The following is a 25,970-nucleotide window of genomic DNA, read 5'->3' as shown; positions in this document are numbered from 1 at the left end:
GGGGGCCCCAACTCCCCCCGGGCCGCCGGTCGGTCGAGCCCTACCGGACCGGCACAGGCCTACCGGGCCGACACAGGCCTACCGGGCCGACACAGGCCTACCGAGCCGGCCCGGGCCGGAGCCCGTCCGGCAGCCGGATCGCCCCGGGCTCCCGGAAGGCCGTCCCGGGAGCCGCGTAGGCGCAGGCGAGGTGCAGGGTCGGCTCCCCCACCGGAACCACCTCGTGGAACCAGCCCGGCGGGACGTACAGCACGTCGCCCGCCGTCAGGTCGCCCTCCCAGAACAGCCCGGCCCGCACCTCGCGCAGCCCCTCGTGATCGCCCGAGCCCTCGCCGCGCGCGGCCGCCTGGAGGCCCTCCTTGTAGGCCGACGACTCCGGCCCCCGCACCGCAGGGCGGGTCGGCCGGTAGATCCGCCAGTGCTTGCGCCCTTCGAGCTGCAGCACCAGGTTGTCGGTGTAGTCGTAGTGGAGCGCCAGGCCCTTGTTGTCGCTCCAGGCCGCGTAGGCGTTGATGTAGACGGCCCCGCCGACGCTCGACAGCTCGGCCGCGAGGGCGGCCAGCGGCGGGTGGACCTCTTCGAGGGCCTCGACCCGCAGCGTCGCCCCCGGCAGCCGCGGGCCGAGGTCGGCCGGCGCCGTCGCACGCGGCGCGCGCCAGATCGACTCGCCGTTCGTCAGCACGCAGACCCGGCTGAGGCCCGCTCCGGGCAGGCCCAGCGCCTCGCGGATGGCCTCGCTCCCCGCCCCCTCGAAGCACGAGGTCACCAGGATCCGCTCCAGGTCGCCCCAGGTCAGCAGTGCGGCGAGGCCGGGCACGGCGGCCCGGACCGGCTCCGCGCCGCCGATCGGCAGGCCGTCCGGGAACACCCCGAGCAGTGAGGTCACGCCATCCTCCGCAGGATCGAGTCGACACAACTGGTCGTGTTGCGACCGAAGAAGTCGGTGTAGCCGGTGTCCACGGCGTACTCCCCCGGGTGCGCCGCGTCGAAGGCGGCCAGCTGCTCCGTCTTGCCCACGCTGTCCTCGACCACGAGGTAGTCGCCCTCCCGCAGCCTCGGGTGGACGTAGTCGAGGACCTCCGCCACCCCGACGTGGGCGTCCTCGAACACCAGCCGCGGCCCGTCCGCCAGCACGTCCGAGGACAGCACCTCGCCGATCCTGCGGGCGTCCCCCACCACGAACTCCACGGACGGGTGCGAGACCTCGACCGGCTGGAGGTCGAGCGAGACGATCCGGCACGGGAAGCCGATCGACGCGGCGAGGTCGGCCAGCCAGAGCGCGCTCGTCCCGGTGCCCGAGCCGATCTCCAGGATGCCGGCCGGCCGGAGCTCCTCCAGCAGCATGGTGGTGAGCGCGAAGTCGTAGACGCTCTTGAACAGGTGGCCGCCGCGCCAGCGCATCGGCTGCGCCGTCCCCTGGCTCATGATCAGGGTCTCGTCCGGGAGTTCGCTGCGGCGGTACGGGTCGAGCCCCTCCCGCCGGACGCCGGCCCGGACCGGCCAGGAGACGAACCGCCCCTCCCCCCGGTCCGCGAGGTGGTGCTCCAACCGCGCCCGCCACGCCGGGTCGTGCTCCTCCTCCTGCCGGATCACCCTCCGGTCGTAGTAGGTCGGGACACCCTGCTGGGTCTCCGCGACCCGGGCGTGCGTCTGCCGGATCAGGCGGTCGATCGTCATCAGCCCTCCATGGCCTGGTCGATGAGGTGGACCCCGCGCTCCAGCACCCGCCGGCGCCAGGTCTGCGAGGGGGGTGCGAAGGCGTGCGAGAGACGGGTCCGCGCCCACCCGGACGGCGGGTCGTCGCGCCCGCCCCAGAACCAGGCGCGGTTCTCCTGGTGCAGCGCGGACAGCACGGCGGTCGAGGACACCGACCCGAACTCCGCCGCGCACAGGGTGTACCGGACGTCCGGCAGCAGGGCCTCGCACCACGGGCCCAGCCCGCCCTGCACCCGGTAGTGCCGGACCGTCTCCAGCGCCGGCCGGGCGTCCGGGCCGAACCTGGCGACCAGTTCGTCCGCCTCCGGGGTGCCCCGCAGGCGCGGCAGCAGCAGTTGCAGCTCCCCGCTGCGGCCCAGGCCGGTGTGGATGTCCAGGTGGAGCACCTCGGCGGCGCCCCCGGTCCACACCGGGAGCGCCTCGCGGAGCAGCGGCTGGAGCGAGGACGGGCCGGACCCGCCGTAGAACAGGCCGCGTTCGCTCTCGTACTGCCCGCCGCCGACGGCCTGCAGCAGCGGCCGGCGGCCCATCCGGGCCAGGGCCAGCAGCGCCTTGGGCAGCAGCGGGTCCACCCGGCTGGCCGGCCGTTCGGGGGCCAGCCAGCCGCCGACCCGGTCCCATCCCGGCGGCGCGCCCCGGTACTGCTCCCCGGCCAGCAGGAAGTTCCGGTTCAGGTCGATGTTGTCCTCCTCCACCCGGCGCTGCCAGGCGAAGCCGAACGGGTTGAGCAGGTGCACCATCACCAGCCGGGTGTCGCCGCCGCGGTAGGCCTCCAGCCAGGCCCGCTGGATCGCGGAGCCGGCGACCCCCTCGACGCCGTGCAGGCCGGAGGAGACGACGACGCAGCGCCGGGCGTCGGCGGGGCCGATCAGGGCGACGTCGACTGTGAGCTCCTCGCCGTCCGGTCCGAGCCCGCCGTGCGGGATCCGGTGCAGTTCGCCGTGGCGTCCCGCGAGCGCGCGGAACGCCCCGCCGGCCGACGGCCAGTCGTACAGCCAGGTCATACGATCTCCTGAAGCAGTGTGTGGAGGTCACGGTCGGGCCGGACGTTGAGTTCGGCCAGGCGGCGCCAGCTCTCGGTGCTGTCGAGCCGGGCGCCGCGCGGACCGAGCGGGCCGAGCGCTCCGGCTCCCAGCGAGCCGCGCAGGTGTTCCAGGTAGGGCGCCAGTGGGTGCCCGGGCCGGTCGGCGACGGCCGACTCGACGCGCCGCAGCCACTGTTCGGGGGCGGCCGCGGTCAGCGTCCCCGGCTCCGCCCCCGCCGCGGCCGCCAGCTCGGCGAGGGTCGGCGCGGCCTCCTGGAGGTGCCAGGTGCGCGGGGGCGTTCCCAGGGTCGCGGCGATCGCCGCGGCCGCCACCCGGCGCCGGATCACCGGCACCACGAGATCCTCCGACTCGGGGTAGGCCCCGACCGACCGGCAGCCCCGCACCAGGGCCCCGAAGTAGTCGTCGGCCCCCGGGCGGCCGTCGGGCACCAGGGCGACCCGGTGGACGTGGGCCCGGCCGCCGGCGGCCGCGAACGACCTGACCAGGTGCTCCCCGACCCACTTGCTCCGGGCGTAGCCGGAGCGGCCCGGCGGGTCCGCCGGCGGGGGCGCCCCCTCCGGCAGCCAGGCCCGGCCGTGCTCGCTGAAGACCGACAGGCTGGACACGTAGTGGAGTTCGGCCCCCCGGGCGCACAGGTCGAGCACCCGGCGGGTGCCCTCGACGTTCACCGGCGCGAGCGCGGCGTAGTCCTTCACGAACGAGACGTCGGCCGCCGCGTGCACCACCGCGCCCAGGTGCTCCCCTGCGTCACGGTCGAGCGAGTCCAGTCCGCCGGGCCGGGCGCGGACCCGGTCCGCGTGCTCCTCCAGGCCCTCCGCGCGCAGCAGGGCGGCCAGTCGGGACTCGGCGTCGCCCCGCAGGAGGCAGTGCACCTCGTGCCCGCGGTGCAGGAGTTCGGCCAGCAGTGCCGTTCCGAGCAGGCCCGTCGCGCCGGTCAGCAGCACCGGGCCGGGCGAGGGCGCGGCGACCGTGCCCCGCCACACCGCGTCGGCGCGGAGCCGGTCGGTCAGCGGCACGGTCCGCGCGGCGGACTCGGCGGGTCCGGCCGGGGCTGCGGGGCCTTCGGGTCCGGCGGCTTCGGCGGCTTCGGCGGCATCGGCGCCTTCGGGCCGCAGGAGCGCGGAGAGGCCCCGGGGGGTCGGGTCCGCGAAGAACCGGCGGATCGGCACCCGCCGGCCGAGCTCCCGCTCGACCCGGCCGAGCAGCCGGATGGCGAGGACACTGTCGCCGCCGAGGGCGAAGAAGTCGCCGTCCGGGCCGATCCCGTCCCGCTCCAGCACGGTGTGGAACAGGCCGAGCACCGCGTCCCCGACCGGGGTGCTCGTCACCGGTTCGGGCTCCGGCCCGTGGTCGAGCGCCGACCGGTCCACCTTCCCGTTGGCGGTGAGCGGAAGCGCGTCGATCAGCCGCAGCGTCCGCGGGACGTGGGCGTCCGGCAGCGACGCGGCCAGGTGGGCCCGCAGCTCGGTCCGGTCCAGCGTCGTCACCACGTGGGCGACCAGCTGCCGGTGTCCCGACCGGCCCTGCGGGGCGGTCACCGCGGCCTGGCGCACCTGCGGGTGCTCCAGCAGGACGGCCTCGATCTCGCCGAGCTCCACCCGGTGGCCGCGCACCTTGACCTGGCTGTCGCGCCGGCCCAGGAACTCGATCGTGCCGTCGGGGCGGTAGCGGCCGAGGTCCCCGGTGGCGTAGTACCGCTCGCCGGTTCCGGGGTGGCGCCAGAAGGCGGCGCGGGTGCGCTCCTCGTCGCCCCGGTAGCCGAGGGCGACGCCGAGCCCGGAGAGGTGGATCTCGCCGGTGACCCAGTCCGGGCGCTCGTGGCGCCGGCCGTCGAGGACGTGCACGCCCTGGTTCCGCAGCGGGCGGCCGTACGGGACGCTGGCCCAGGCCGGATCGGGCTCCCCGATCTCGTGGGCGATGGACCAGATCGACGCCTCGGTGGCGCCGCCCAGGCTCACCACCCGGCAGCCGGGGGCCACCGCGCGCAGCCGGTCCGCCAGGGTGACCGGGATCCAGTCGCCGGAGAGCAGCACCAGACGCAGCCCGGGCAGGCGGGTGCCGGTCGTCTCCAGGTGGCCGACCAGCATCTCCGCGAGGGCGGGGACGCTGTTCCACACCGTGATCCGCTCGGCGGTGATCCGCTCCGCCCAGTCGGCCGGGTCGCGGGTGGAGTCCGGGTGGACCACGGCGCCACCGGTGAGCCAGCTGCCGAAGAGGTCGAACACCGACAGGTCGAAGTGGAGCCCGGAGACGCCCAGGACGCGGTCCCCGTCCAGCCCGAAGCGGTCGCAGAGGTCCGCGATGGTGTTCGTCGCCCCGGCGTGCGTGATCTCGACGCCCTTGGGCTCCCCGGTGGATCCGGAGGTGAAGAGGACGTACGCGAGGTCCTGCGGGCCCACCGGGACGTCCGGCAGGCGGGCGGGCGCCCACCGGTCGCCGTCGTCCAGGGCGACCTCGCGCAGCCCCGCGCCCCAGTCGCCCGGTGCGACGGCCAGTTCGGCGCCGGCGCTGCGCAGGACCGCGTCGATCCGGCGCTGCGGCCAGGCCGGGTCCACCGGGACGAACGCGCCGCCCGCGGCGAGCACGCCCAGCGCGGCCGCGGCCTGGCGCCAGCCGTGGCGCGACCCGACCGCGACGGTCCCGCCGACCCGCAGGCCGGCGGCGACCAGGCGTTCGGCCACCGCCGAGGCGGCCGAGGCGAGCTGACGGCGCGTCAGCACCTCGCCGTCCGGGGCCACCAGGGCCGGGGCGTCCGAGTCCGCGGACCCGAGCAGGCTGTGGTGGAGCAGCGCCGGGCCGGTACGCTCCCAGCGGGTGTCCCGGGCCGCGGGCCGCACCAGCGCCTGCCCGGCGGGGACCCCCGGGGAGACGGCCTGCCAGCCGTCCTTCGGCAGGGTGCGCAGGGTCGCCTCGAAGGCCTCCATCATCGCCTCGATGACGCCGGGCCGGAACAGGCCGTCCACGAAGTCCCAGGTGCTGACCAGTTCGCCGGCGTCCTCCCGCACCTTGTGGTCCAGCCAGACCTGCGAGGTCTGGGTGAGCGCGTACACCACGTCGCCGAGGCTGCCGCGGGCCGGGACGTCGAGGCCGAGCGTGCTGGTGAAGACGACGGGGAAGGTGTGCGGCCGGCCGAGCCGCCGCAGCGCGCGCACGCAGCGGACGGCGTCGCGGGCCCGTCCGTCGAGCGCCTCCCAGAGCCGACGCTGCACGCCGGCCGCGAACGCCCCCAGGTCGTCCGCCGGGGCCGCCCGCACCAGCCGGGCGCTGGTGAAGTCACCCACCACGCGGTCCACTTCGGGGTGGAGCGGCGGCCGGTCGAAGAAGGTCACGCTGATCGCGAAGTCCGGGTCCTCCGCCCAGGCACCGAGGATCCAGGCGTAGACGGCGAGCAGGGTGCCGGCCGGGGTGAGGCCGTGGGCCGCGCCGGCCTCCCGCACGGCGCGCCAGGTGTCGGCGTCCAGCCGCAGTTCCCGGCGGTCGAACCGGACGGTGTCGAGCCCGGCCTGGTCGACCGCCAGGGGCAGCAGCGGGCCGGCGGGGAACGTCGGCGCCAGCGCGGCGAACGCGGCGTCGTCGGCGGTCCGGTCCTCGGCCGCCAGGGCCACGGCCAGGTCGCGGTAGCTCGGGCCGGGCGGGGGCAGCGGCCGGTCCTCCAGGAGGTCGGTCAGCTCGCGGGCGAGGAGGTAGACGCTGTGCGCGTCGGCGACGAGGGCCGGCACGCTGAGGTGGATCCGGGTGCGCTCGCGCAGCCGGGACATCCACACCCGTACCAGCGGCCAGTCGGCCGAGTCCTGCCGGTGGTGCGAGCGGGCCCCGCGGCGGGCCAGCAGTTCGGCCTCGGGGGCGTCGCCGAGGTCCTCCACGAGGATCGGGAACTCGCCGGGGTCGGTGATCACCCGCTGGGTTCCGTCCGGTTCGAACACCGCGCGCAGCATGGCGTGGCGGTCCACCAGGGCGCGGATCGCGGCCGCCACCCGCTCGGCCGGGATCCCGGTGTCGATCTCCACGTAGCCCTGGGTGCCGACGCTGCCGAGCTCCAGGTCGTCCCGTCCGCCGACCCAGTAGGCCTGCTGGAGTTCGGTGAGCGGGAACGGCTCGGCGGCGGCCGCCGGGTCGGCCACGAGCACCGCGGCGGTGGCCGGGGCGGGTTCCGCGCCCCGCAGCGCCGCCGCCAGGGAGGCCACGGTGGGGTGGTCGAAGAGGGTGCGCAGCGGCACCCGGACGCCCAGTTCGTCCTCGATCCGGCGGCAGAGCGCGATGGCCAGCAGCGAGTGGCCGCCCAGGGTGAAGAAGTCGGCGTCGGCGTCGGGCACCGGGGTGCCCAGCACCTCCTCCCAGACCGCCGCGAGCCGGAGTTGGGCCGGGCCGGTGAACGCGCCGGCGGGCAGCGGCGCCCACGGGACGTCGGCGAGGGCGGCGCGGTCGAGCTTTCCGTGCCGGGTCAGCGGCAGCTCGGGCAGGAGGATCCAGCGCGAGGGCAGCAGGTGGGCCGGGAGGGCCTCCGCCAGCTCGGCGGACCAGGCCCGGGCCCGCGCCTGGTCCGCCTGGGCGGCCTGGGCGCAGCCGGCGTCGGGGACGATCCAGGCCTCCAGGGTGCCGTCGTCGTGTCGGCAGGCGGCCGCGCGCACGCCGTCCAGTGCGTGGAGCGCCGTCTCGATCTCGCCGAGCCGCACCCGGTGGCCGCGGACCTTGACCTGGTCGTCGGAGCGGCCGAGGTAGACGGTCCGGCCGTCCGGGAGCAGCCGGGCGAGGTCGCCGGTGCGGTAGCCGTCGGCGGTGAAGGACGGGTGGTCCGGGTCGCCGAGGTAGCCGGCGGCAAGTCCGGCGCCGGTCAGCACGAGCTCGCCCGGCTCGCCGACCGCGGCGCAGTCGCCCGTCACGGGGTCGCGGATCCAGGCGCCGGTCCCGGTGATCGGGCGGCCGATGGTGGGTTCGGCCGGTCCGGTGTACTCCTCGAAGAAGGCGTTGGAGGTGCTCTCGGTCGGGCCGTAGAGGTTGCACACCCGGTCGACCGTGCCGAGGAGGTCGGCCAGCAGGTCGGGCGCGAGCGCCTCCCCGCCGAGGTTGACGGTGCGGACGGTGGCGGGGAGCGGGCCGGCGCCCAGCAGGGCCCGCAGGGCGGAGGGCACGGTGTAGACGAGGCTCACCGGCGCCGGCGGCGGGCCGTCCAGCAGGGCGGTCAGGTCGTCGACCACCACCACCGAGCCCGGGCCGGCCAGCGGCACGTAGAGGCCGAACACCGACATGTCGAAGCGGATGGGCGCGGTCAGCAGGGCGCCGCCGAGCTCCGCCTCGGAGAAGGCCGTGCGGGCCCAGCCGATGAGGGCCCGGACGCTGTCGTGGCCGACGGCGACCGGCTTCGGCACCCCGGTCGACCCGGAGGTGAAGATCACGTAGGCGAGGTGCCGGCCGGACGGCGGCTCGGTGCGGGGCGGGCCGCTCTGGGCGGGTGCCAGCCGCGGCACCTCCACCTCCGTGTCGGCCACCACGAGCTCCACCTCGGCCAGCCGGAGCTCCAGCCGGCGCCGGGCCTCGGGCGTCCGCGGGTCGAGCGGGACGGCGGTGCAGTCCGCCCAGAGGATCCCGTAGACGGCGACCAGCATGTCCGCGCCCGGGCGCACCTGGACGCCCACCCGGGTGCCGGCCGGTACCCGGGAGCGGATCGCACCGGCCAGCCTCCGTGCCGCGTCCAGCAGTTCGGCCCGGGTGAGGCTGCCGTCCGGTCCGGTGACGGCCACCGCGTCCGGCGCCGCGGCGGTGTGCTCGACGAACGCGGCCAGCAGGTGCGGGCCGGCCGAGTACCGCGCCGGGCGGGCGTCGATCCGGGCCGGCGGCGCCTCCTGCGGCCCGGCCAGCAGGGCGTCCAGGGCGGTCCGCAGGCTGTGGACCAGCCGCTCGGCCTCGGCCTCGCGGATCAGTCCGGCGTCCACCTCCAGCTGGAGCGAGAGCCCGTCCGCGTGCTCGGTCGCCACCAGCGTGACCGGGAAGCGCGCCCGCCCGCCCGGCAGCTCGATCCTGGTCCACCGCACCGGGCCGCCGGAGCTCACCCCGGGCAGGTTCTGGTGCAGCAGCGCCGCGTCCAGCAGCGGGTCGGCGCCGGTGTGCCGCGCTCCCCCGTGCCGGGCCGCCAGCCGGGCGTACGGCACCGCGTGGTGCGTCAGCGCCTCCCGGACCTGTCGGCGGACGCCGCTCAGCCCGCCGCCCACGCCCAGCCGGGCGCGGAACGGCAACAGGTTCACCAACGGGCCGACGACGCCTTCGAGTTCGGGCCGGTCGCGGTTGGCGTGGTGCAGGCCGATCAGCAGGTCGTCCTGCCCGGACACCGCGCCGAGCGCCTGCGCGAAAGCCGTCAGCACCACCTCGAACGCGGTCGAGCCGGAGCCGCGGCACAGGGCCCGCAGCGCGGCGCCGTCCGCGTCCCCGAACGGCACCGGGTGGACGGCGCGCCGACCGTCCGGGGTGCCGCCGCCCAGGCGCGGGCGGGGCGGCAGGTCCCGCAGCGCGGCGGCCCACCACTGCTCCTGGTGCTCCAGCTCGCCCCGCTCCTCGCGTGCGGCCTGCCAGGCCGCCCAGTCGCCGGCCTGCAGCGGGGCCGGGCCGGACACGCCGTTCAGCAGCTCGCCGGCCAGCACCACGGTGGAGCTGCCGTCGGCGACGGCGTGGTGGCAGGCGAGCAGCAGGACGTGGTGCTCGCCGCTCACCCGGAAGAGCACCGCCCGCACCAGCGGGGCCTTGGTGAGGTCCACGCCCTCGTCCAGGATCCGCCGGGCCTGCCGCAGCGCCTCGGCCTCGTCGGCGACCGGCCGTACCTCCAGGTCGACGGTGGCGCCCTGCTCCACCACCTGCACCACCCGGCCGCGCCGCTCCTGCAGCGAGGTGCGCAGGGCCTCGTGCCGGGCGACCACCTGGCGCAGCCGCCCCCGCAGCTCGGCCGGGTCGAGTCCGCCCTCCAGCCGGACCAGCGTGGGGATCATCCAGGTCCCCGGCGTGTCGGAGAGCTGGTCGAGCACCCACAGCTGCGCCTGGAGCGGGGCGGCCGGCAGTTCGGTGGAGCGCGGTCCCGCACTCCGCACCGGCGCCTCGACCAGCTCGCCCAGGAGTTCGACGCCCTCCAGCACCTGCGCCCGCGGTACCCCGAAGTCGATCAGGCAGGCGACCTCGTCGGCGCCGGCCGCGGCCAGCTCGGCCAGCCGCTCGCGGCACCGGTCGAGGTCGCCGACCAGCCCGCCGGACCGGACCATGCGCTCGGCGGAGCGCCGGGCCAGCGCCGTGACGTCGGCCTCCGCGGGCCGCAGGTCGCGGTCCTCGCCGCGGGCGTGGGCCTGTTGCAGCAGCAGGTTCCGGCGCACGTAGGCCGCGTAGGCCTCGGTCGCGCACTCGCGCGCCTCCTGGTCGGAGGTGCCGACCAGGGTGTGGGTCATGACCGTGACCCGGCCGTCGCGGCCGCCGGCCCGGCGGTAGCGCGCCGCCCGCTCGGCGAGTTCGTCCAGGGACTTGTAGTTGAGGTTGGTCAGGACGTGGTGCCCGGAGGCGCCCGCGAGTTCGAAGGTCTCCGCGGACTGCGCGGTGAGCCAGAGCGGGACCCGGCCCTGGACCGGACGCGGCCAGGTCCGGACGGTGAGACTCTCGCCGTCCGGGCCGGGGAGCTCCACCGGCTCGCCGGCCCAGAGCCGGCCCAGCAGGTCGATCCGCTCGGTCAGCCGCTCCCTGCGGTCGTGGTAGGCGTCCGGTGCCAGCACGAAGTCCCGCTGGTGCCAGCCGGAGGCGATGGCCAGGTCCACCCGCCCGCCCGAGAGCTGGTCCACCACCGCCCACTCCTCGGCGACCCGGACGGGGTCGTGCAGCGGCAGCACCACGCTGCCGGCCCGCAGCCTGATCCGGCGGGTGCGGGCGGCCAGGTAGGCCGCGAGCACGGACGGGTTCGGGTAGACGCCGCCGAACTCGTCGAAGTGCCGTTCCGGGGTCCAGACCGCCTCCAGGCCGAGCTCGTCCGCGCGGACCGACGCGTCCAGCATCAGGCGGTAGGCGGCGGCCGGGTCCTCGGCCCGGCCGGCGAAGAAGAACAGGCTGAGGCCGGGCCACCGGCGGGTCACCACCGGGGCGCCGTCCGCGCGCCAGTCCCGCCGGGCGCGCGGGACGGCGGCGGCGGCCTCCGTACCGGGGGCCGCCGCCAGCGCGGCGGCGAGGGCGCGGGCGGCGGGGTGCTCGAAGAGCAGCTGGAGCGGGACCCGGCGGGACAGTCGGGCCTCCAGCCGGCCCGCGATCCGCAGCGCGTCGAGGGAGTGGGCGCCGAGTTCGAACAGGGCCCGGTCGGGGTCCACCGGGGCGCCGACCACCTCCGCGAAGACGGCCAGCACCGTGGCCAGTACCGGCTCCGGTACCGGCTCCGACACCTTCGCGAGTACCTGCTCCGGTACCTGCTCCGGTGCGGGCTCCGGTGCGGGCTCCGGCGTGCCGCCGGTCGGGCCGGACCGCAGGGCGGCACGGTCGACCTTGCCGTTCGCCAGCAGCGGCAGCCGGTCCAGGCAGTCGACCCGGCGCGGGACGAACCCGGCGGGCAGCCGGGCCGCCAGCCCGCGCAGCAGCGCGGCCGGGTCGAGCGTCCCGGGCACCGCCCAGGCGTGCAGCCGCACCTCGGGCCCGTCGCCGACCGGGAGCACCTCGGCCGCCGCCACCCCGGGCAGCGCGGCCAGCACGGCGCGCACCTCGCCCGGTTCCACCCGCACGGCACCGATCTGCACCTGGTCGTCCCGGCGGCCCAGTACCTCGATGCAGCCGGACGGGCGCCGGCGGCCGAGGTCGCCGGTGGCGTAGCTGCGGCCGGCCGCCGTCTCGCGGAACGCGTCGCCGTCGCCACCATCGCCGTCCTCGCCGAGGTAGCCGCGCGCGACGGCGTCGCTCGCCAGGACGATCTCGCCCCGGGCCCAGGGCGCGTCGTCGCGCCGCCCCTCGGCGTCGACGATCCAGGCGTCGGTCCCGGCCACCGGCAGGCCGGCCGGCACCGGGGCCGCGCGGGTGCCGCGGTCGGCGAACCACTGCAGCCCGGTGCTGCTCTCGCTCGGCCCGTAGCCGTTCACCAGCACGCAGCCGGCCGGGGCCGCGGCGTCGAAGAGGTCGAGGTCGGACGGCAGGACGCCCTCGCCGCCCAGCACCACCAGCCTGATCCCGGCGGGCAGGCGCTCCTCGGCCAGCAGCCGGAACAGGCTCGGTGTGGTGTGCAGGACGGTGGCGCGGGGCAGGATCCGCTCCCGCAGGTCCCGCAGGGTGTGCCGCTTGGGCGAGCCGAGGAGCAGCGTCGCGCCGACGGTCGCCGCGGCGAAGATGTCCATCGCGGCGGCGTCGTAGGCGAACGACGAGGTCATGCAGAGCCGGTCGCCCGGCCGCAGTCCGATGGCGGCGGCGTACCGCCGGGCGTGGGCGTACACCCCGGCCTGGGTCTGCACGACGGCCTTGGGGCGGCCCGTCGATCCGGAGGTGTGCAGCAGGTAGGCCGTGGCGTCGGGCGCCGGCGGCACAAAGCCCGACAGGTCCGACGGGTCCGACGGGTCCGACGGGCCGTCCGCGGGCGGCGGCTCGACGATCCTGGCGCCGGCGTGGGCCAGCCGCTCCTGTCGGCGCGGGTCCGTGCCTTCCAGCGGCACGTAGGCCCGGCCGGCCAGCACGCAGCCGAGGATCCTGGCCACCGTCTGCGGGTCGGTGTCGCCGACCAGCGCGACGGGCCTGGGCCCGCCGGCCGCGACCGCGCGGGCGAACTCCCGCGCGGCCGCCAGGACCCGCTCGGCGCTCCAGCTCTCCTCGCCGTCGTCCACGGCCGGTCCGGCGGCCAGGATCGCCGCGGTCAGGCTGTCGGCCTCCGGTGGCGCGGTGCGCACGCGTTCGCGCAGCCGCTGCTGGGTCAGCCGCTCGCGGCGGCCGAGCAGTTCGGCCGGCTCCCGGTCCATGCCCTCGGCGAGGTCGACCAGCCAGGCCGCCAGCCGCTCGCCCAGGGCGTCGAGCACCTCGTCGGTGAGGCCTCCGGGCGGCGCGGCCAGCCGGAGTTCGATCCGCTCGCCGGGCACCACGGCCACCACCAGCGGGACGTCCGCCCGCTCGTGGACGGTGACGGCGCGGACGGCGAGCGGGGAGTCCTCGATCACCGCGCGGTCGAGCGGGTAGTTCTCGACCACCAGCACCGACTCGACCGGCCCGAGCCCGGTGGAGCGCGCGACCTCGTCGAGCGCCAGCCAGCCGTGCCGCCGGTCGAGGGCCAGCTCGCCCTGGAGCCGGGTGAGGAAGGCGTGGACCGTCTCGCCCGCGGCGAAGCGCGCCCGGCACGGGACGGTGTTGACGAGCATGCCCACGATCCGGTCGGCGCCGGCCAGGTCGGCGGGACGGCCCGACACCAGGGAGGTGAAGGTGACGTCCTGGAGGCCCGCAGGCTCCGCCAGACAGGCCGCCCAGGCGGCCGCCGCCAGCGTGCCCAGGGTGACGCCGCGGGGGCGGCACAGCTCCCGGACCCGCCCGGACTCCTCGGCGCCCAGCAGGATCCGGCGCTCTCCGCCGCCGCCCCCGCGCTCACCGCCGACCGGGGCGGTGGCCGCGCCGTCGAGCCGGGTGCGCCAGTGCGCGCGGGCGGGTCCGGGGTCGGCGGCCCGCAGCCAGCGGACGAAGTGCGAGAACGGCACGGCCGGCGCGGCGGGATCGGCCCGCCCGTCGAGCACCGCCCGGTACCCCTGGTCGATCTCGGTCAGGATCCGGCCCAGGCTCCACCCGTCCAGCAGCAGGTGGTGGAAGGTCCACACCAGGACGGCGGAGTCCGGCAGCAGCACCAGGACCAGGCGGAACAGCGGCGGACGGGTGAGGTCGAAGCCGCGCTCGCGTTCGGCGGCGGCGAGCGCGTCCAGATCGGCGGCGAGCGTGTCGAGATCGCCCCCACCGTCGCGCCGGTCCTCGACCCGCCACGGCAGCGCCGCCTCGGCGTGCACGACCTGCTGCGGCTCGGAGAGGCCGGCGTGGTGGAACGAGCTGCGCAGCACCGGGTGGCGCCGGGCCAGTCCGGCCCAGGCCTGCCGGAGCGCGTCCGGGTCGGGGGCCGCCCCCAGCTCGATCCGCAGCTGTTCGACGTACGCCCCGGAGCCCGGCTCCAGTACCGCGCGCACCAGCATGGCCTGCTGCAGCGGGGCGAGCGCGTGAATGTCCTGAATGCTAGTCATCTGCCTTCTCCAGGCCGGCCAGAAGCCGCCGTAGTTCCTGATCGTCGAGCCCGCTGTCGGGGAAGTCGTGGGTACCGGCGGCGGCCGGGCCGGTGGTGGCCAGCAGCTGCGTCAGTGCGTCGTCCAGTGCGGCCAGCCAGGCCTCGCCGTCGCCGCGGTGGTTGAGTTCCACGTGCAGCACCCCGCCGCGGTGGAAGAGCGTGCTGCGCCGTTCGTTGGGCCGGGGGAGGTCCGCCGACCGCAGGGGGAGCCCGGCCTCCCGGACCAGTTCGAAGCGTTCGGAGGCCTCGTCGTCCAGGCGGCCGAGCGGGTTGACGGCGAGGGCGGTGGAGCGGCCGGAGGCGGCGTGCGCGGCGCCCAGTGCGAGCCCGCCCTCGGGCATCGCCCGGAGCAGCCCCTTGACCTGGACGAGGACCTCGGCCGGGGTGCCCGGCCGCAGGGCCAGCGGCACCAGGGTGGTGAGCCAGCCGACGGTGCGGTTGAGGTCGACGCCCCGCAGACTCCGGCCGTGGCGCTCCAGTTCCACCTCCCAGTGCCCGGTGGAGGTGCCGTCGGCCCAGGCCGCGGCGGCGAGCAGCAGCTCCTCCCGGGTGCAGCGCAGGGTGCGCAGGGCCGCCGCCGTCTCCTCCTCGCCGGCCCCCGGGAAGGCCCTGGTGGTGACCAGGGACTCGCCCTCGGTACCGGCCGCAGGCACCGGCAGAGGCACCGGCACAGGCACCGGCGACGCGACGGGCAGGGCGGGAGCCGGTAGGGCGGCCACCGCGTGGCACCAGGCGGCGTACCCGGCGGCCTCCGGCGGCAGCTCCGGCCGGCCGCCCGCCTCCAGCGCGTCCAGGGCCTGTTCGAGGTCGGCGACCAGGACCCGCCAGGACTGCGCGTCGACGATCCAGTGGTGGGCGCAGAGGACGAGGCGTCCGGGGAGCAGCGTGGCGCGCAGCAGCGGCCCGTCCGGCGGGAACCCCCGGCAGGCGTCCGCGACGCTCCCGCCCTGCTCGACCAGGTGGCCGCCGCCGGTCTCCCCGCCGAGGGTGGCGGTGAGCACCGGGTGCGCCGCCACCACCGCGGCCAGCGCCCGGTCCAGCGCCGCGGCGTCGAGCGGCCGGAGCAGTCGCAGGACGATCGCCTGGTTGAAGTGCCCGGGCAGGCCCCTGGCCGTCAGCCAGGTCCGCATCGGTCCGGGTGGCGTGGGCCCCTCGGGCAGCGGCTGTTGCGGCTCGGCGGGGGCGAGTTCGGCGCTGATGCCGCCGAAGGTGGCGTCCCGGGCGATCGCCGCGACCGGCAGCCGCCAGCCGGCCCGGGAGACCTGCGCGCACAGGCGCAGCCAGGTCACCGAGTCGCCCCCGGCCATGAAGAAGTTGTCCTCCGATCCGGTCGGCGGGGCGCCCAGCAGTTCGGTCCAGGCCGCGGCGAGGACCTCGGAGTCGGCGAGCACGGCGGAGTCGGTGGGGAGCGCGGCGGAGTCGCCGGGGAGCGCGGCGCGCACCGCCGGCTCCCCCGGTGCCCGCAGCAGCAGCGCGGCCCGGTCGACCTTGCCGTTCGCGGAGAGCGGGAGCGCGTCCAGCAGCCGCCAGGCGTAGGGCACCATGTACGGCGGCAGCCGGTCGGACAGGCCCCGGTGCAGCTCCTCCTCGGTCGTGCCGCCGGGGGCCAGGACGAAGCCCACCAGTCGGAGGTCCCGCTGCGGGTCGCCGACGGCGAGGACCACCGCCCGTTCCACGCCGGGCAGTTGCTCCAACGCGTGCTCGATCTCCCCCAGCTCGACCCGGTAGCCGCGGATCTTCACCTGGGAGTCGTCCCGGCCGAGGATCTCGATGGAGCCGTCGGGCAGCCGGCGCCCGAGGTCGCCGGTGCGGTAGAGGCGCTCCCCGTCGCGGACGGGGAACCGCTCGGCCGTGCGGGCCTCGTCCCGCCAGTACCCGTCGGCGAGGCCGCGGCCGCCGATGAAGAGCGCGCCGGTGACGTGGACGGGGCACGGTCGGAGGTGTTCGTCGAGCACCTCGAAGGTCTGGTTGGTCAGCGGCCGGCCGTAGGGGATGCTCGACCAGGCGGGGTCGACCTTCTCGATCCGGTGGGCGATCGACCAGATCGACGCCTCGGTGGCTCCGCCGAGCGACCACTGCCGGGCCTCGGGCGCGATCGCGCGCAGCCGTTCCGGGAGCTGGAGCGGTATCCAGTCGCCGGAGAGCATGACGGTGCGCAGCGCGGGGAGCGGGAGGTCCGGGTCGGCCTCCCGGGCGTCGACCAGCATGCCCAGGATCGAGGGCACCGAGTTCCACAGCCGCACCCGGTGGGTGTGCGCCGTCGCGGCCCAGTCGCGCGGATCCGCGCGGTCGCCCGGGTAGACGACGGCCGCGCCGGTCCGCCAGCTGCCGAAGAGGTCCCACACCGACAGGTCGAAGGCGAACGGGGAGACCGCCAGCACCCGGTCCCGGCCGGACAGGTCCATCCGGGCCGCGATGTCGGCGAGCGTGTTCACCGCCGCCTCGTGGCGGATGACGACGCCCTTGGGCCGGCCGGTGGTGCCGGAGGTGTAGATCAGGTAGGCGACGTCGGCCGGCTCCGGCAGCCGGCGGGCGCGGCCCGCGGGCAGGGTCTCGAAGGCGATCGCGCCGGGGCGGGAGCCGTCGAGGTCCAGCACGCAGTCGGGCAGCGCGTCCTGGAGGATCCGCTCGACGCGTTCGGCGGGCTGCGCGGTGTCGACCGGGATGTAGGCCGCCCCGGCGAGCACGATGCCCAGGGCGGCGATGGCCTGGCGGCGGCCGTGCGGCAGCAGGACGGCCACCCGGCCGCCGGCCGGCACCCTCCGGGCGAGCACCGCGGCGGCGACCCGCTCGGCCTCCTCGACCAGCTGGGCGAAGGTCAGGGACCGGTCGGTGTCGATCACCGCGAGGGCGTCCGGTGTCCGGGCGAGCGTGGCCAGCACCCCGTCGGCCAGGGTCTGCGCGAGCACCGGCCCGTCGGTCGCGTTCGCCTCGTCGATCAGCGCGAGCTGGTCCCCGGGCAGCAGTTCGGGGGCGGGCGTCCGCCAGGATCCGCCGGCCAGTTCGGCCAGCAGGGCGGTCCACGCCCCGACCATGCCGTCCAGCACCTCCGGCCGGAACATCTCCTCCACCGCGTCCCAGTTGAAGTGCAGTTCGCCGCGGTGCTCGTACACCTGGAGGTCCAGCCACACCTGCGGCGTCTGGGAGATGCCGTCGACCAGCTCGCCGAGCCACGCCCAGTCGAACGCCCGCCCGAAGCCGGGCGCGGTCAGGGCGCTGGTGAACACCACGGGCAGGCCCGTCGCGTCGAGCCGCCCGGAGCGGCGGGCCGACTCGCGGGCCAGGTCCACGCCGGAGACCGAGCCGTGGGCCAGCTCCTGCCAGAGCCGGGCCTGGACGTCGCGGGCGTGGCCCTGGAAGTCGTCCCACCGGCAGGCCATGGCGTGCGGCAGCACGGAGGTGAAGTCGCCGAGGATGCGGTTCACGTCGGGGTGCACCGGCAGCCGGCGGAACACGGTGACGTTCAGCGCCAGCCGGTCCTGGGCCCCCCAGCGCGCGAGCACCCAGCCGAAGGCGGCCAGCAGCGCGGCCGACGGGGTGACCCCGCTGTCGCCGGCCCGCCGCTGGAACGCGGACCAGGCCGCGTCGTCCAGTCGGCCCTGGCGGCGGACGAACCGCGAGCCGGTGCGCTGCGCCAGCGGCAGCCGGGGAGCCTCCGGCAGGCTCTCCAGTTCTCCCCGCCACCACTCCAGGTCGGCGTCCTTGACGACGGCGTCCGCGCTGAGCACGTAGTCCCGGAAGGTGAGGCCGAGGTCCGCCAGTTCCGCGTCCGGCCGCTCGTAGAGCTCCCTGAGCTCGTCCACCAGGATCACCCGCGACCAGGCGTCGCACACCCAGGCGTCGATCCCGACGTGGAGCCGGACCTCGTCCGGGAGCAGACTGGCCCGGACCTCGATCAGCGGCCAGCTCTCCAGCGGCCGCACCCGGTGGCCCAGCTCCTCGCGCCACCGCCGCAGGGCGGGCTCGGGGTCGGCCTGCGGGCGCAGGTCCTGGACCGGGATCCGGAACGGCGGCGTCCGCGGCAGCACGTACTGCCGCCCGTCCTCGGTGGCGACGGTGCGCAGCGAGGGGTGCCGCTCCACCAGTCGCCGGAAGGCCCGCTCCAGCCGGTCCAGGTCGAGGCCGGCGGGGCAGCGCAGCTCGCGGTAGGTCTGGGCGGCCGCGCCGCCGAGCTCCAGGAAGTCCCGGCGCCCGACCCAGTACGCCTCCTGGACCCTGGTCATCGGGAACGGCTCGTGGGCCTGGTCCGGCGCCCGGACCAGCTCGGGCAGGCCTGCCCCGGCCGGGCCCGAGGCCGAGGGCAGCCGCCGGGCCAGCTCGCGCGGGGTCCGGGCGGCCAGGACGTCGGCCAGGGGGACGTCGCGGCCGAGCTCGCGGGCGAGCGCGGCCACCAGTTCGAGGGCCTTGAGCGAGTGCCCGCCGTGGACGAAGAAGTCGGCGTGCACGTCGAGTTCCGGCTCGCCGAGGGCGGCCCGCCAGACCGTGAGCACGGCGGCCTCCAGCGCGTCGGCGGGCGGTTCGGCCGCGGTCGGCGCCGCCGGGCCGGGGCTGGGCAGGGAGCGCAGGTCGACCTTGCCGTTCGGGTGGACGGGCAGCCGCTCGCAGGCCAGGGCGCGCTCGGGGACGAGGGCCCGGGGCAGCCGGTCGGCCAGTTCCGCCCGCAGGGCGTCCCAGCCGCGGTCGGCGGCGAACCAGGCGACCAGGCGGTGGTCCCCGTCCTCCGCGGGCTCGGCCCGGACCGCGGCCTGCCGGACCCCGGACAGGCCGGCGAGGAGGTCCGCGACCTCCTCCGGGTCGACGGCCACGCCGTGGACCTTCACCTGGCGGTCGCCGCGCCCGAGGATCTCCAGCGTCCCGTCGAGCCGGGCCCGGCCCAGGTCGCCTGTGCGGTAGACGGACTCCCCGCTGCCGAACGGGTCCGGGACGAACCGCTCCGCCTGGGCCTGCGGCGCGTTGGCGTACCCCCTGGTCGCGAAGGGCGTCCTGAGCACGATCTCCCCGGACTCGCCCAGGCCGCACGCGGCGCCGGCCCGGTTGACCAGCGTGACCGCGGTCTGCGGCAGCGGTCGGCCGATCGGCTGCACGCCCGGCGGCGGCTGCTCGGGCACCCGGTGGAACACCTTGGTCTGGGTGGTCTCGGAGGGGCCGTAGAAGTTCAGCACCTCGTAGTCGCCGGGGAAGTGCCGCCGGAAGCGTTCCACCAGCGCGCCGCTCAGCGGCTCGCCGGCCAGGAAGACGCTGCGCAGGGCGGGCAGCGGCGTGGGCTCCGCGGTCGCCAGCCAGGACCGGGCCAGCGTCGGCAACAGGTGCAGCCGGGTCACTCCGCGGGCGGCGAGGAGCGGCACCACGTGGTCGCCGCCCACCCGCTCCGGGTCCTCCAGCAGGTTGAGGACACCGCCGGTGCCGAGCGGCAGCCAGAGGTCGCGCAGCGCCATGTCGAAGGCCAGGTTGGTGAGCAGGACGAAGCGGTCCTCGCCGTCGACGGCGAACTCCCGCCGCTGCCACTCCAGGAAGTGGCCGAGGCCGCGGTCGGTCCCGACGATCGCCTTGGGCGCGCTCGTCGTCCCGGTGCTGAAGACGACGTACGCGGGCGCGCCGGGGTCGACCGCCACGGCCCGGCCGGGCCGGGTGCCGGGCTCCAGCACCCGCCCGAGCTCGGCGTCCCGGACGTCCCGGCCCTGGGCGCGGAGCACCAGGGCGGCTCCGGCCTCCCGGACCATGGTGGCCAGCCGTCCGGCCGGGATCCGCCGGTCCAGGTGCAGTACGGCCCCGCCGGCGAGCATGGTGCCCAGCGCGGCGGCGACGGTGTCGAAGTCGGCGCTGCCGAGCACGCCGACCACGTCCCCGGGGCGCAGGCCCGCCTCCTGGAGCGTCCCCGCCGCCGCCAGGGCCCGGGTCTGCAGCTCGCCGTACGTCCAGGTCCTCGCGCCGCGGCGCAGCGCGGTCCGGGCGGGGTCGATGGCCATCACCGACGCGGGTACCGAGGGGACGTCGGGCCGCGCCGACGGCGCTGTCACCAGCGGGAGTTCCCGCTCGGCCCGGGCGGTGCGCAGGGACCAGCCCAGGCACGGGGTGTCCGCCGCGGCGAGCAGGGCGTCCAGGGCGAGCTGCACCTGGTCGGCCAGTTCCTCGGCGGCCTCGTCGCCCAGGTAGGAGCGCTGTCGCAGCAGGTGCAGCCGCAGGCCGCCGTCCTCCACGGCGGTGATCGTGAGCGGGGCCTTGGCCTGCGGCGGGCAGCTCTCCAGCGAGGTGCCGTGCACGGTGAGGGCGCCGACCCGCTCGGGCACGTGCAGGTGGTCGAAGACCACGTCGACCCGGGCCCGGTCCCCCGGCAGGCCGAGCCGGCCCGGGAGGGCCTCCAGCGGGACGGACGAGTGGCCGCGCAGGTCCTGGAGCTCCGCGGTCAGCTGCCGTACCAGTTCGGTGCCCGTGACGCCGTCGGGCAGGTGCGCCACCGCGCGCTGCACGGAGACCAGGCAGCCGACGGTACGCGTCCAGGGCGGGGTGCGGTTGGCGAAGGGGATGCCGACGGCGACCTCCGGCCGCCCGCTCAGCCGGCCGAGCACGACCGCGACCGCGGCCAGCACCAGCACGGCGGGCGTGGTGTCGAGCTCGCGCGCCAGCCGGCCGAGGGCCTCGGCACGGTGGAGGCGGCGGGTGGTCAGCCCGGCCTCGGCACCGCCCGGTTCGGCACCGCCCGGTTCGGCACCACCGGGTTCGGCCCAGGGCAGGGTGGTGCGGCCGTCGGAGAGCCGGTCGCGCCAGAAGTCCAGGTCGGCGGCGTCGTCACCGGCGGCCAGCGCCTCGCGCTGGGCCTGCGCCCAGGCGAGGGCCGACGGCGGGGCCGGCGGCAGCGGGCGGCCGGCCAGCAGGGCGTCCAGCTCCTCCAGGAGCACCCGGATCGACCAGCCGTCGATCGCCCGGTGGTCCCAGGCCAGCTCCAGCCGGTCGCCGCGCAGTTCCGCCGTGAACGGGTGCCCGGCGTCCGGGTCGGGCCGTCCCGCCGGGGCGCTCCACTCCGTCCGGTGCTGGCGGCCGTGCCCGTCGGGGCCCGCCGTCGCGAGCCCCGGGTGGCGGCGCACCAGCTCGGACAGGGCCAGGTCGACGTCCGCGCCGGCCGGCACGCCCACGGTGACCCGGACCGCGGGCTGCGCGTCCGGGGACAGCCGGGAGAGCAGCCAGAGGCCCTCCTGCTGGAGCGAGAGCGGCGCGCTGTCCGGCTCGGCTGCGGCGGCGACGCCCCGGGGGGCCGTCCCGATCAGTGCGGCCTGGGCGCGTAAGGAGCCGGCCGCGAGCAGTTCGGCCGGCGTGATCCGGACGCCGAAGCGGTCGGCCACGCGCACCGACAGCTCCACGGCCAGGACGCTGGCCCCGCCGGCGGCGAAGAAGCTCTCGTGGGCGGAGCGGACCTCGGCCCCCAGCAGGTCACGCCACAGCACCGCCAGGGCCTCCTCGACCGGACCGTCGAGGCCGGCGCCGTCGGTGCCCGCACCGCTCGCGGCCGCGCCGTCGGTGCCCGGACCGTCGGTGCCCGGACCGTCGGTGCCCGTGCCGCTCGCGGCCGCGCCCGGTGCGACCCCGGCCGCCGTCCACCGGTGCCGGACCGGCAGCCCGCCCGCCGCCCAGGCGTCCCGGCAGGCGGACCGCTGGAGCTTGCCGCTGGTGGTCCGGGGCAGCGACCGGCCGCGGACCACCAGCACCTCGTCGGGTTCGAGCGCGAGCCGGTCGCGGAAGGCCCGGCGGACCAGCTCGACGGCCTCCTGAGCGCCGCGTCGCACCTCCACCGCGACCACCATCCGCTCCCGGCCGTCGCCGCCCGGCGCGGCGAAGGCACAGGCGGCCAGGACCTCGTCCGCGGTACCGGCGATCTCCTCCAGGTCGGCCGCGTGGTGGTTCTCCCCGCGCAGGATCACCACGTCCTTGGACCGGCCGCGGACGTACAGTTCGCCGTCCCGCAGCTCGCCCAGGTCGCCGGTGCGCAGCCAGCCGCCGCGCCCGTCGGCCGTGCGCACGTCGAACGACCGGTCGCCGGGCCGGCCGTGGTAGCCACCGGCCACGCTGGGGCCGCGCACCCAGATCTCCCCGACCCCGTCGACCGGCGCGCCGTCGGCGTCGACGATCACGACCTCCTCCAGCGGTCGTCCGCAGCTCACCCCGGACCCGCCGGTCCGGGGGGCCTGTCCGACCGGGTGGGAGGAGACCAGGAGCGTCGACTCGGCGAGGCCGTAGCAGGGCGTCAGCGCCTCGGCCCGGAAGCCGTTGCCGGCGAACGCCGCCGCGAACCGCTCCAGCGTGCGGGGCGAGACCGGCTCGGACCCGGTGAAGGCCACCCGCCAGCGGCTCAGGTCGACGCCCGCCAACCGCGCCGGATCCACCCGGTCGGCGCTCCACGCGTACCCGAAGTCCGGCCCGCCACTGGTCGTGACGCCGAAGTCGGAGACGGCCCGCAGCCAGCTCTCGGGCCGGCGCACGAAGTGCTCGGGGGCCATCAGGACGGTGTGCAGGCCCATCCGGAGCGGGTGCAGCAGCGTGCCCACCAGGCCCATGTCGTGGAAGAGCGGCAGCCAGCCCGCGACCACGTCGGTGTGCCGCTGGTCGAAGGCCCGCTCGATCGCGACGAGGTTCGCCTCCAGGTTCGCCGTGCTCACCCGGACGCCCTTGGGGGCGGAGGTCGACCCCGAGGTGTACTGCAGCACCGCGAGGTCGGCGGGCTCCACCCGGAGGTCGGGCTCGCCCGCCAGGTCGGGCACCACCGCGTCCGCGACGTCGAGCCGGGTGAGGACCAGCGCGCACCCGGCGTCCGCGACGATGCCGCGCAGCCGGTCCCTGGTCCGGGCACCGGGGTCGGCGGGGGCGGGTACCGCGACCCGGCCGGCCAGCAGCACGCCGACCAGCGCCGCGACCAGCTCCGGGCCGGTCGGCAGCGCGAGCAGGACCCGGTCGCCGGGCGCCGTGCGGCCGCGGACCTGCCGCGCCACACTGCCGGCCCGGTCGATCAGTTGACGGCGGGTCAGGGTGAGCGGTCCGGCGTCCGGCGACAGGAAGGTGGCCGCAGGCGCGTCCGGTTCCTGCTCGGCCAGGGCGACAGCCCGGTGGAGGAACGTCACGAGAGTCTCCCAAGACAGGTGCGGGTGATCCGGTCGGCGACGGCCGGCACGTCGAGGACGGCCATGTGCCCGCCCGGATGGCGGTGGAAGGTGGTGGCACCGCGGGTGTGGGCGGCCCAGCCGCGCCAGCCGTCCTCGTCGAGCGGGTCGTCCGCTCCCACGAACACGTCGAACGGGATGTCCAGCGGCGGACCGGTCGGCGCCCGCACGCTCGCCGCCAGGGCGAGGTCCCCGCGCAGCGCGGGCAGGAAGAGCGCGAGCGCGTCCGGGTGGTCCAGGATCTCCGGCGGGACGCCGCCCCAGAGCCGGTCGGCGGTCCGGGCCAGCTCCCGGTCCCCCAGCCCCAGCAGCTCGTCGTGGCCGCGCGGGGTGCCGGGCGCCGTCTCCCCCGAGAGGACGAGCGCCCGCGCGGCGCCGGGCACCGCGGCGCACAGCCCGTGCGCCAGCGCGGCCCCCAGGCTGTGCCCCAGCACCACCAGCGGCATCCCGGGCAGCGACCGCAGGGCCCGGGCCAGGGCGTCGACCGCCTCGGCCGCGGAGGCCGGCGCGGGCTCGGCCAGCCGGTTCTCCCGCCCCGGCAGCCTGGCCACCCGCACCTCCACGTCGGCGGGCAGGCCGGCGGCCCAGCGGAACCACGCGGCCGTGCCGCTGCCCGCGTGCGGGAGGATCACCAGCCGCCGGGACGCCCCGGGCCGGGGCGCGGCGGGCAGCCAGAAGTCCGGGTTCATCCGGCCGCTCGGATCGTCCGCCGTCCGTCCAGCGGCCAGCCCGCCCGCGGGTGGCTCGCCTCCAGCACGTCCCGGGCGACCAGCCGCCAGGCCTCGGCGCGCGGCACCCGGGCGATCGCCAGCCGCTCGCGCATCCGCTCGGTCTCGAAGTCCAGGACGTCCTGCGGCAGCGGCACCCCGCCGGGGTCGATGACCCGGACGGCGCCGTTCGTGTCCCGGCCGGTCAGCAGCCGGCCCGCGTTGAACCTGCTCGGCGAGAACGGCACGTCCAGCACCCCGGTGGCGAAGGCCTCCTCGACGCAGCCCCCGACGTCCCCCGGTCGCAGCGCGAGCACCGCCTCCAGCAGGTGCCGCACGGTCCGCTCGATCCGGTGCGCCTCCATCCCGTCGACGGCGCCCGGGTCGGCGGCGGCCAGCTCCAACCCGGCGGCCGCCAGGGCCAGTCCGCGCGCGTTGTCGCGGACGTCCGGGATCCGCAGCGCCTCGGCGGGCGTCTTCACCACCACCCGGTCCGCCCGCGCGAGCGCCGCCGTCCGGGCCGACTCCCGGATCAGCAGCTCGGCCGCGTCCCGGTCGGCCGGGAAGGCCCCCATGAACTGGTGGAAGACGGTGGCGACCCGTACCCGGCCGCCGCGTCCCAGGTACTCCCGCCCGAGCCGTCCCATCACCTCGACGGCCGCCACGTCCTGGGCCCGGCTGCCCTGCTCCGCGTAGGCCAGCGACACCGAGCGCACCCCGGCCCCGACCGCGAGCAGCCCCTCCAGGATGTTGGTGCAGATCGCGAGCGCCGGGGGGATCAGGGTCGCGGTCAGGGTGCCGAAGAACTCCCGGTCGAGCACCACCCCGAGCTCCGCGTACCGGGCGGTGAGCTCGTCCACGTAGCGCCAGCGCGCCAGCGACACCGCGAGCGGCAACTCCGCGTAGTACGGGATGTTGTAGCAGATCGGACCGCCCTCGAAGGCCGTCACGCCGCCCGCGTAGCTGACCTCCGCCAGCAGCCGCGGATCGCGCGCGCTGTGGCGGGTCTGCAACGGCACCGGGCAGGCCGCGCTGATCCTGCGCAGCGTGTCCACCCCGTGGTTGACGACCGGGAACCCGTTGAGCGCGCCGCCGTCCCGGGCGACCTGCGCCACCTCGGCGTACCGCCCGTCCCGGGTCAGCGAGTCGACCTGGAAGGACAGCACCTGCGCGCCCGCCGCGTGCAGGTCCGCGAAGAGCTGCTGCTGGTCGCCGCTGGCGCGCACCCCCGACCGCGGGTGCAGCAGGGTCCGGGCGCCGCCGCCCTGCAGCAGGGCGAGCGAGGGCCGCGCCGCGAGCACCTCGGCGTTGGCCTCGATGTCGCGGGCACCGGCGCCCGTCGGCCACTGGGCGAGGACCTCCGCCCGGCCCGCCGGATCCGGATCCGCACCGCGCCCCGACCGGGGCGGGGGGACCGGGAGGACCGGCGGGCGCACGGTACATCGGGCGCGGCCGGCGAGGTCCTCGGCCAGTGCGGCGACCACCTCGTCGGTGTCGACGAAGCCGCCGTACACCCGCGTGAACCCGCGGGCGAGGAGCTCCGGTGTCCGCCCGGCGACCGCCGGGAGCCCGCCCAGGTACCAGAGACACCCTCCCGGCAGGGCCTCGACCTCGCGCAGGTAGTACTCGGCGTGCCCGTCCATGTTGGAGATCAGCACCGCGTCGCAGCTGTCCGCCATCGCGGCGAAGCGGGCGAAGTCGTTCTGTATACCGAGGCCGACCACCCGGAAGCCGGCCGCCTCCAGTGCGTTCCGGAGCACGAAGAGGCCCACCGAGTGGGAGTCCGCGCCCAACCCGCCGAGCACCAGCGTCGCGCCCTGGGCGGCGCCCTGAAGGGTGCCTTGAAGGCTGCCTTGAAGGGTGCTGCGTACCGCGTCCTGAACCGTGCCTTGAACCGTGTTCTGTCGAGCCACTTCGGACACTCGCCTCTCATCGACAAGACTCGCTGCTGTCCGTGCACGGCGCGCTTCGCACCGTTCTGCTCTGTTCCTGGGATGCGGCGCCGGAATGCGCAGCCGAATTCCCGCGCACCGAAATTCGGAGTCGGGCACGCGGGAACGGCGAATTCGACATCGGCGGACTTACTGCGGACCTGCTGCGGACCTGCGGTGGAAGTGCGGTG

General features: G+C 76.8%; 7 protein-coding genes. All 7 read right to left on the bottom strand.

Features of this window, described 5'->3' with window-relative positions; all coding sequences use genetic code 11:
* Positions 1-97: 97 nt before the first annotated feature.
* Genes ACFVVX_RS10800 through ACFVVX_RS10770 form a run of 7 tightly spaced genes read right to left on the bottom strand, consistent with a single transcriptional unit; the run spans position 98 to position 25,761 of the window.
* Complete coding sequence (locus tag ACFVVX_RS10800; protein ID WP_387943745.1) at positions 98-886, bottom strand: JmjC domain-containing protein; 789 nt, start codon at positions 884-886, stop codon at positions 98-100.
* Positions 883-1,677, bottom strand: a complete 795-nt coding sequence (locus ACFVVX_RS10795) for a CmcI family methyltransferase (RefSeq protein WP_387943743.1) — start codon at positions 1,675-1,677, stop codon at positions 883-885. Before ACFVVX_RS10795 ends, ACFVVX_RS10800 begins: the two co-directional genes overlap by 4 nt.
* The gene (locus tag ACFVVX_RS10790) at positions 1,677-2,720 is read right to left on the bottom strand and encodes a DUF2817 domain-containing protein (RefSeq protein WP_387943741.1); all 1,044 of its coding nucleotides are present in this window, start codon (positions 2,718-2,720) and stop codon (positions 1,677-1,679) included. Before ACFVVX_RS10790 ends, ACFVVX_RS10795 begins: the two co-directional genes overlap by 1 nt.
* Positions 2,717-13,954, bottom strand: a complete 11,238-nt coding sequence (locus ACFVVX_RS10785) for an amino acid adenylation domain-containing protein (protein ID WP_387943739.1) — start codon at positions 13,952-13,954, stop codon at positions 2,717-2,719. The genes ACFVVX_RS10790 and ACFVVX_RS10785 overlap by 4 nt, the downstream gene beginning before the upstream one ends.
* Positions 13,947-23,102 carry an amino acid adenylation domain-containing protein gene (locus ACFVVX_RS10780; RefSeq protein WP_387943737.1) on the bottom strand — a complete coding sequence of 3,052 codons (9,156 nt, stop codon included), beginning with the start codon at positions 23,100-23,102 and terminating at the stop codon, positions 13,947-13,949. The genes ACFVVX_RS10785 and ACFVVX_RS10780 overlap by 8 nt, the downstream gene beginning before the upstream one ends.
* Positions 23,099-23,830, bottom strand: coding sequence for a thioesterase II family protein (locus ACFVVX_RS10775; RefSeq protein ID WP_387943735.1), 732 nt, complete (start codon positions 23,828-23,830; stop codon positions 23,099-23,101). Before ACFVVX_RS10775 ends, ACFVVX_RS10780 begins: the two co-directional genes overlap by 4 nt.
* Entirely contained in the window at positions 23,827-25,761 is a 1,935-nt protein-coding gene (locus ACFVVX_RS10770; protein WP_387943733.1) for a hypothetical protein, read from the bottom strand. The genes ACFVVX_RS10775 and ACFVVX_RS10770 overlap by 4 nt, the downstream gene beginning before the upstream one ends.
* Between the last annotated feature and the right edge of the window lie 209 nt (positions 25,762-25,970).

Origin of the sequence: Kitasatospora sp. NPDC058170 (assembly GCF_042883905.1) — a bacterium.
Classification (GTDB): Bacteria; Actinomycetota; Actinomycetes; order Streptomycetales; family Streptomycetaceae; genus Kitasatospora.
Note: the sequence above shows the minus strand (reverse complement) of the source record. Positions and strands in the feature narration are given on the sequence as shown.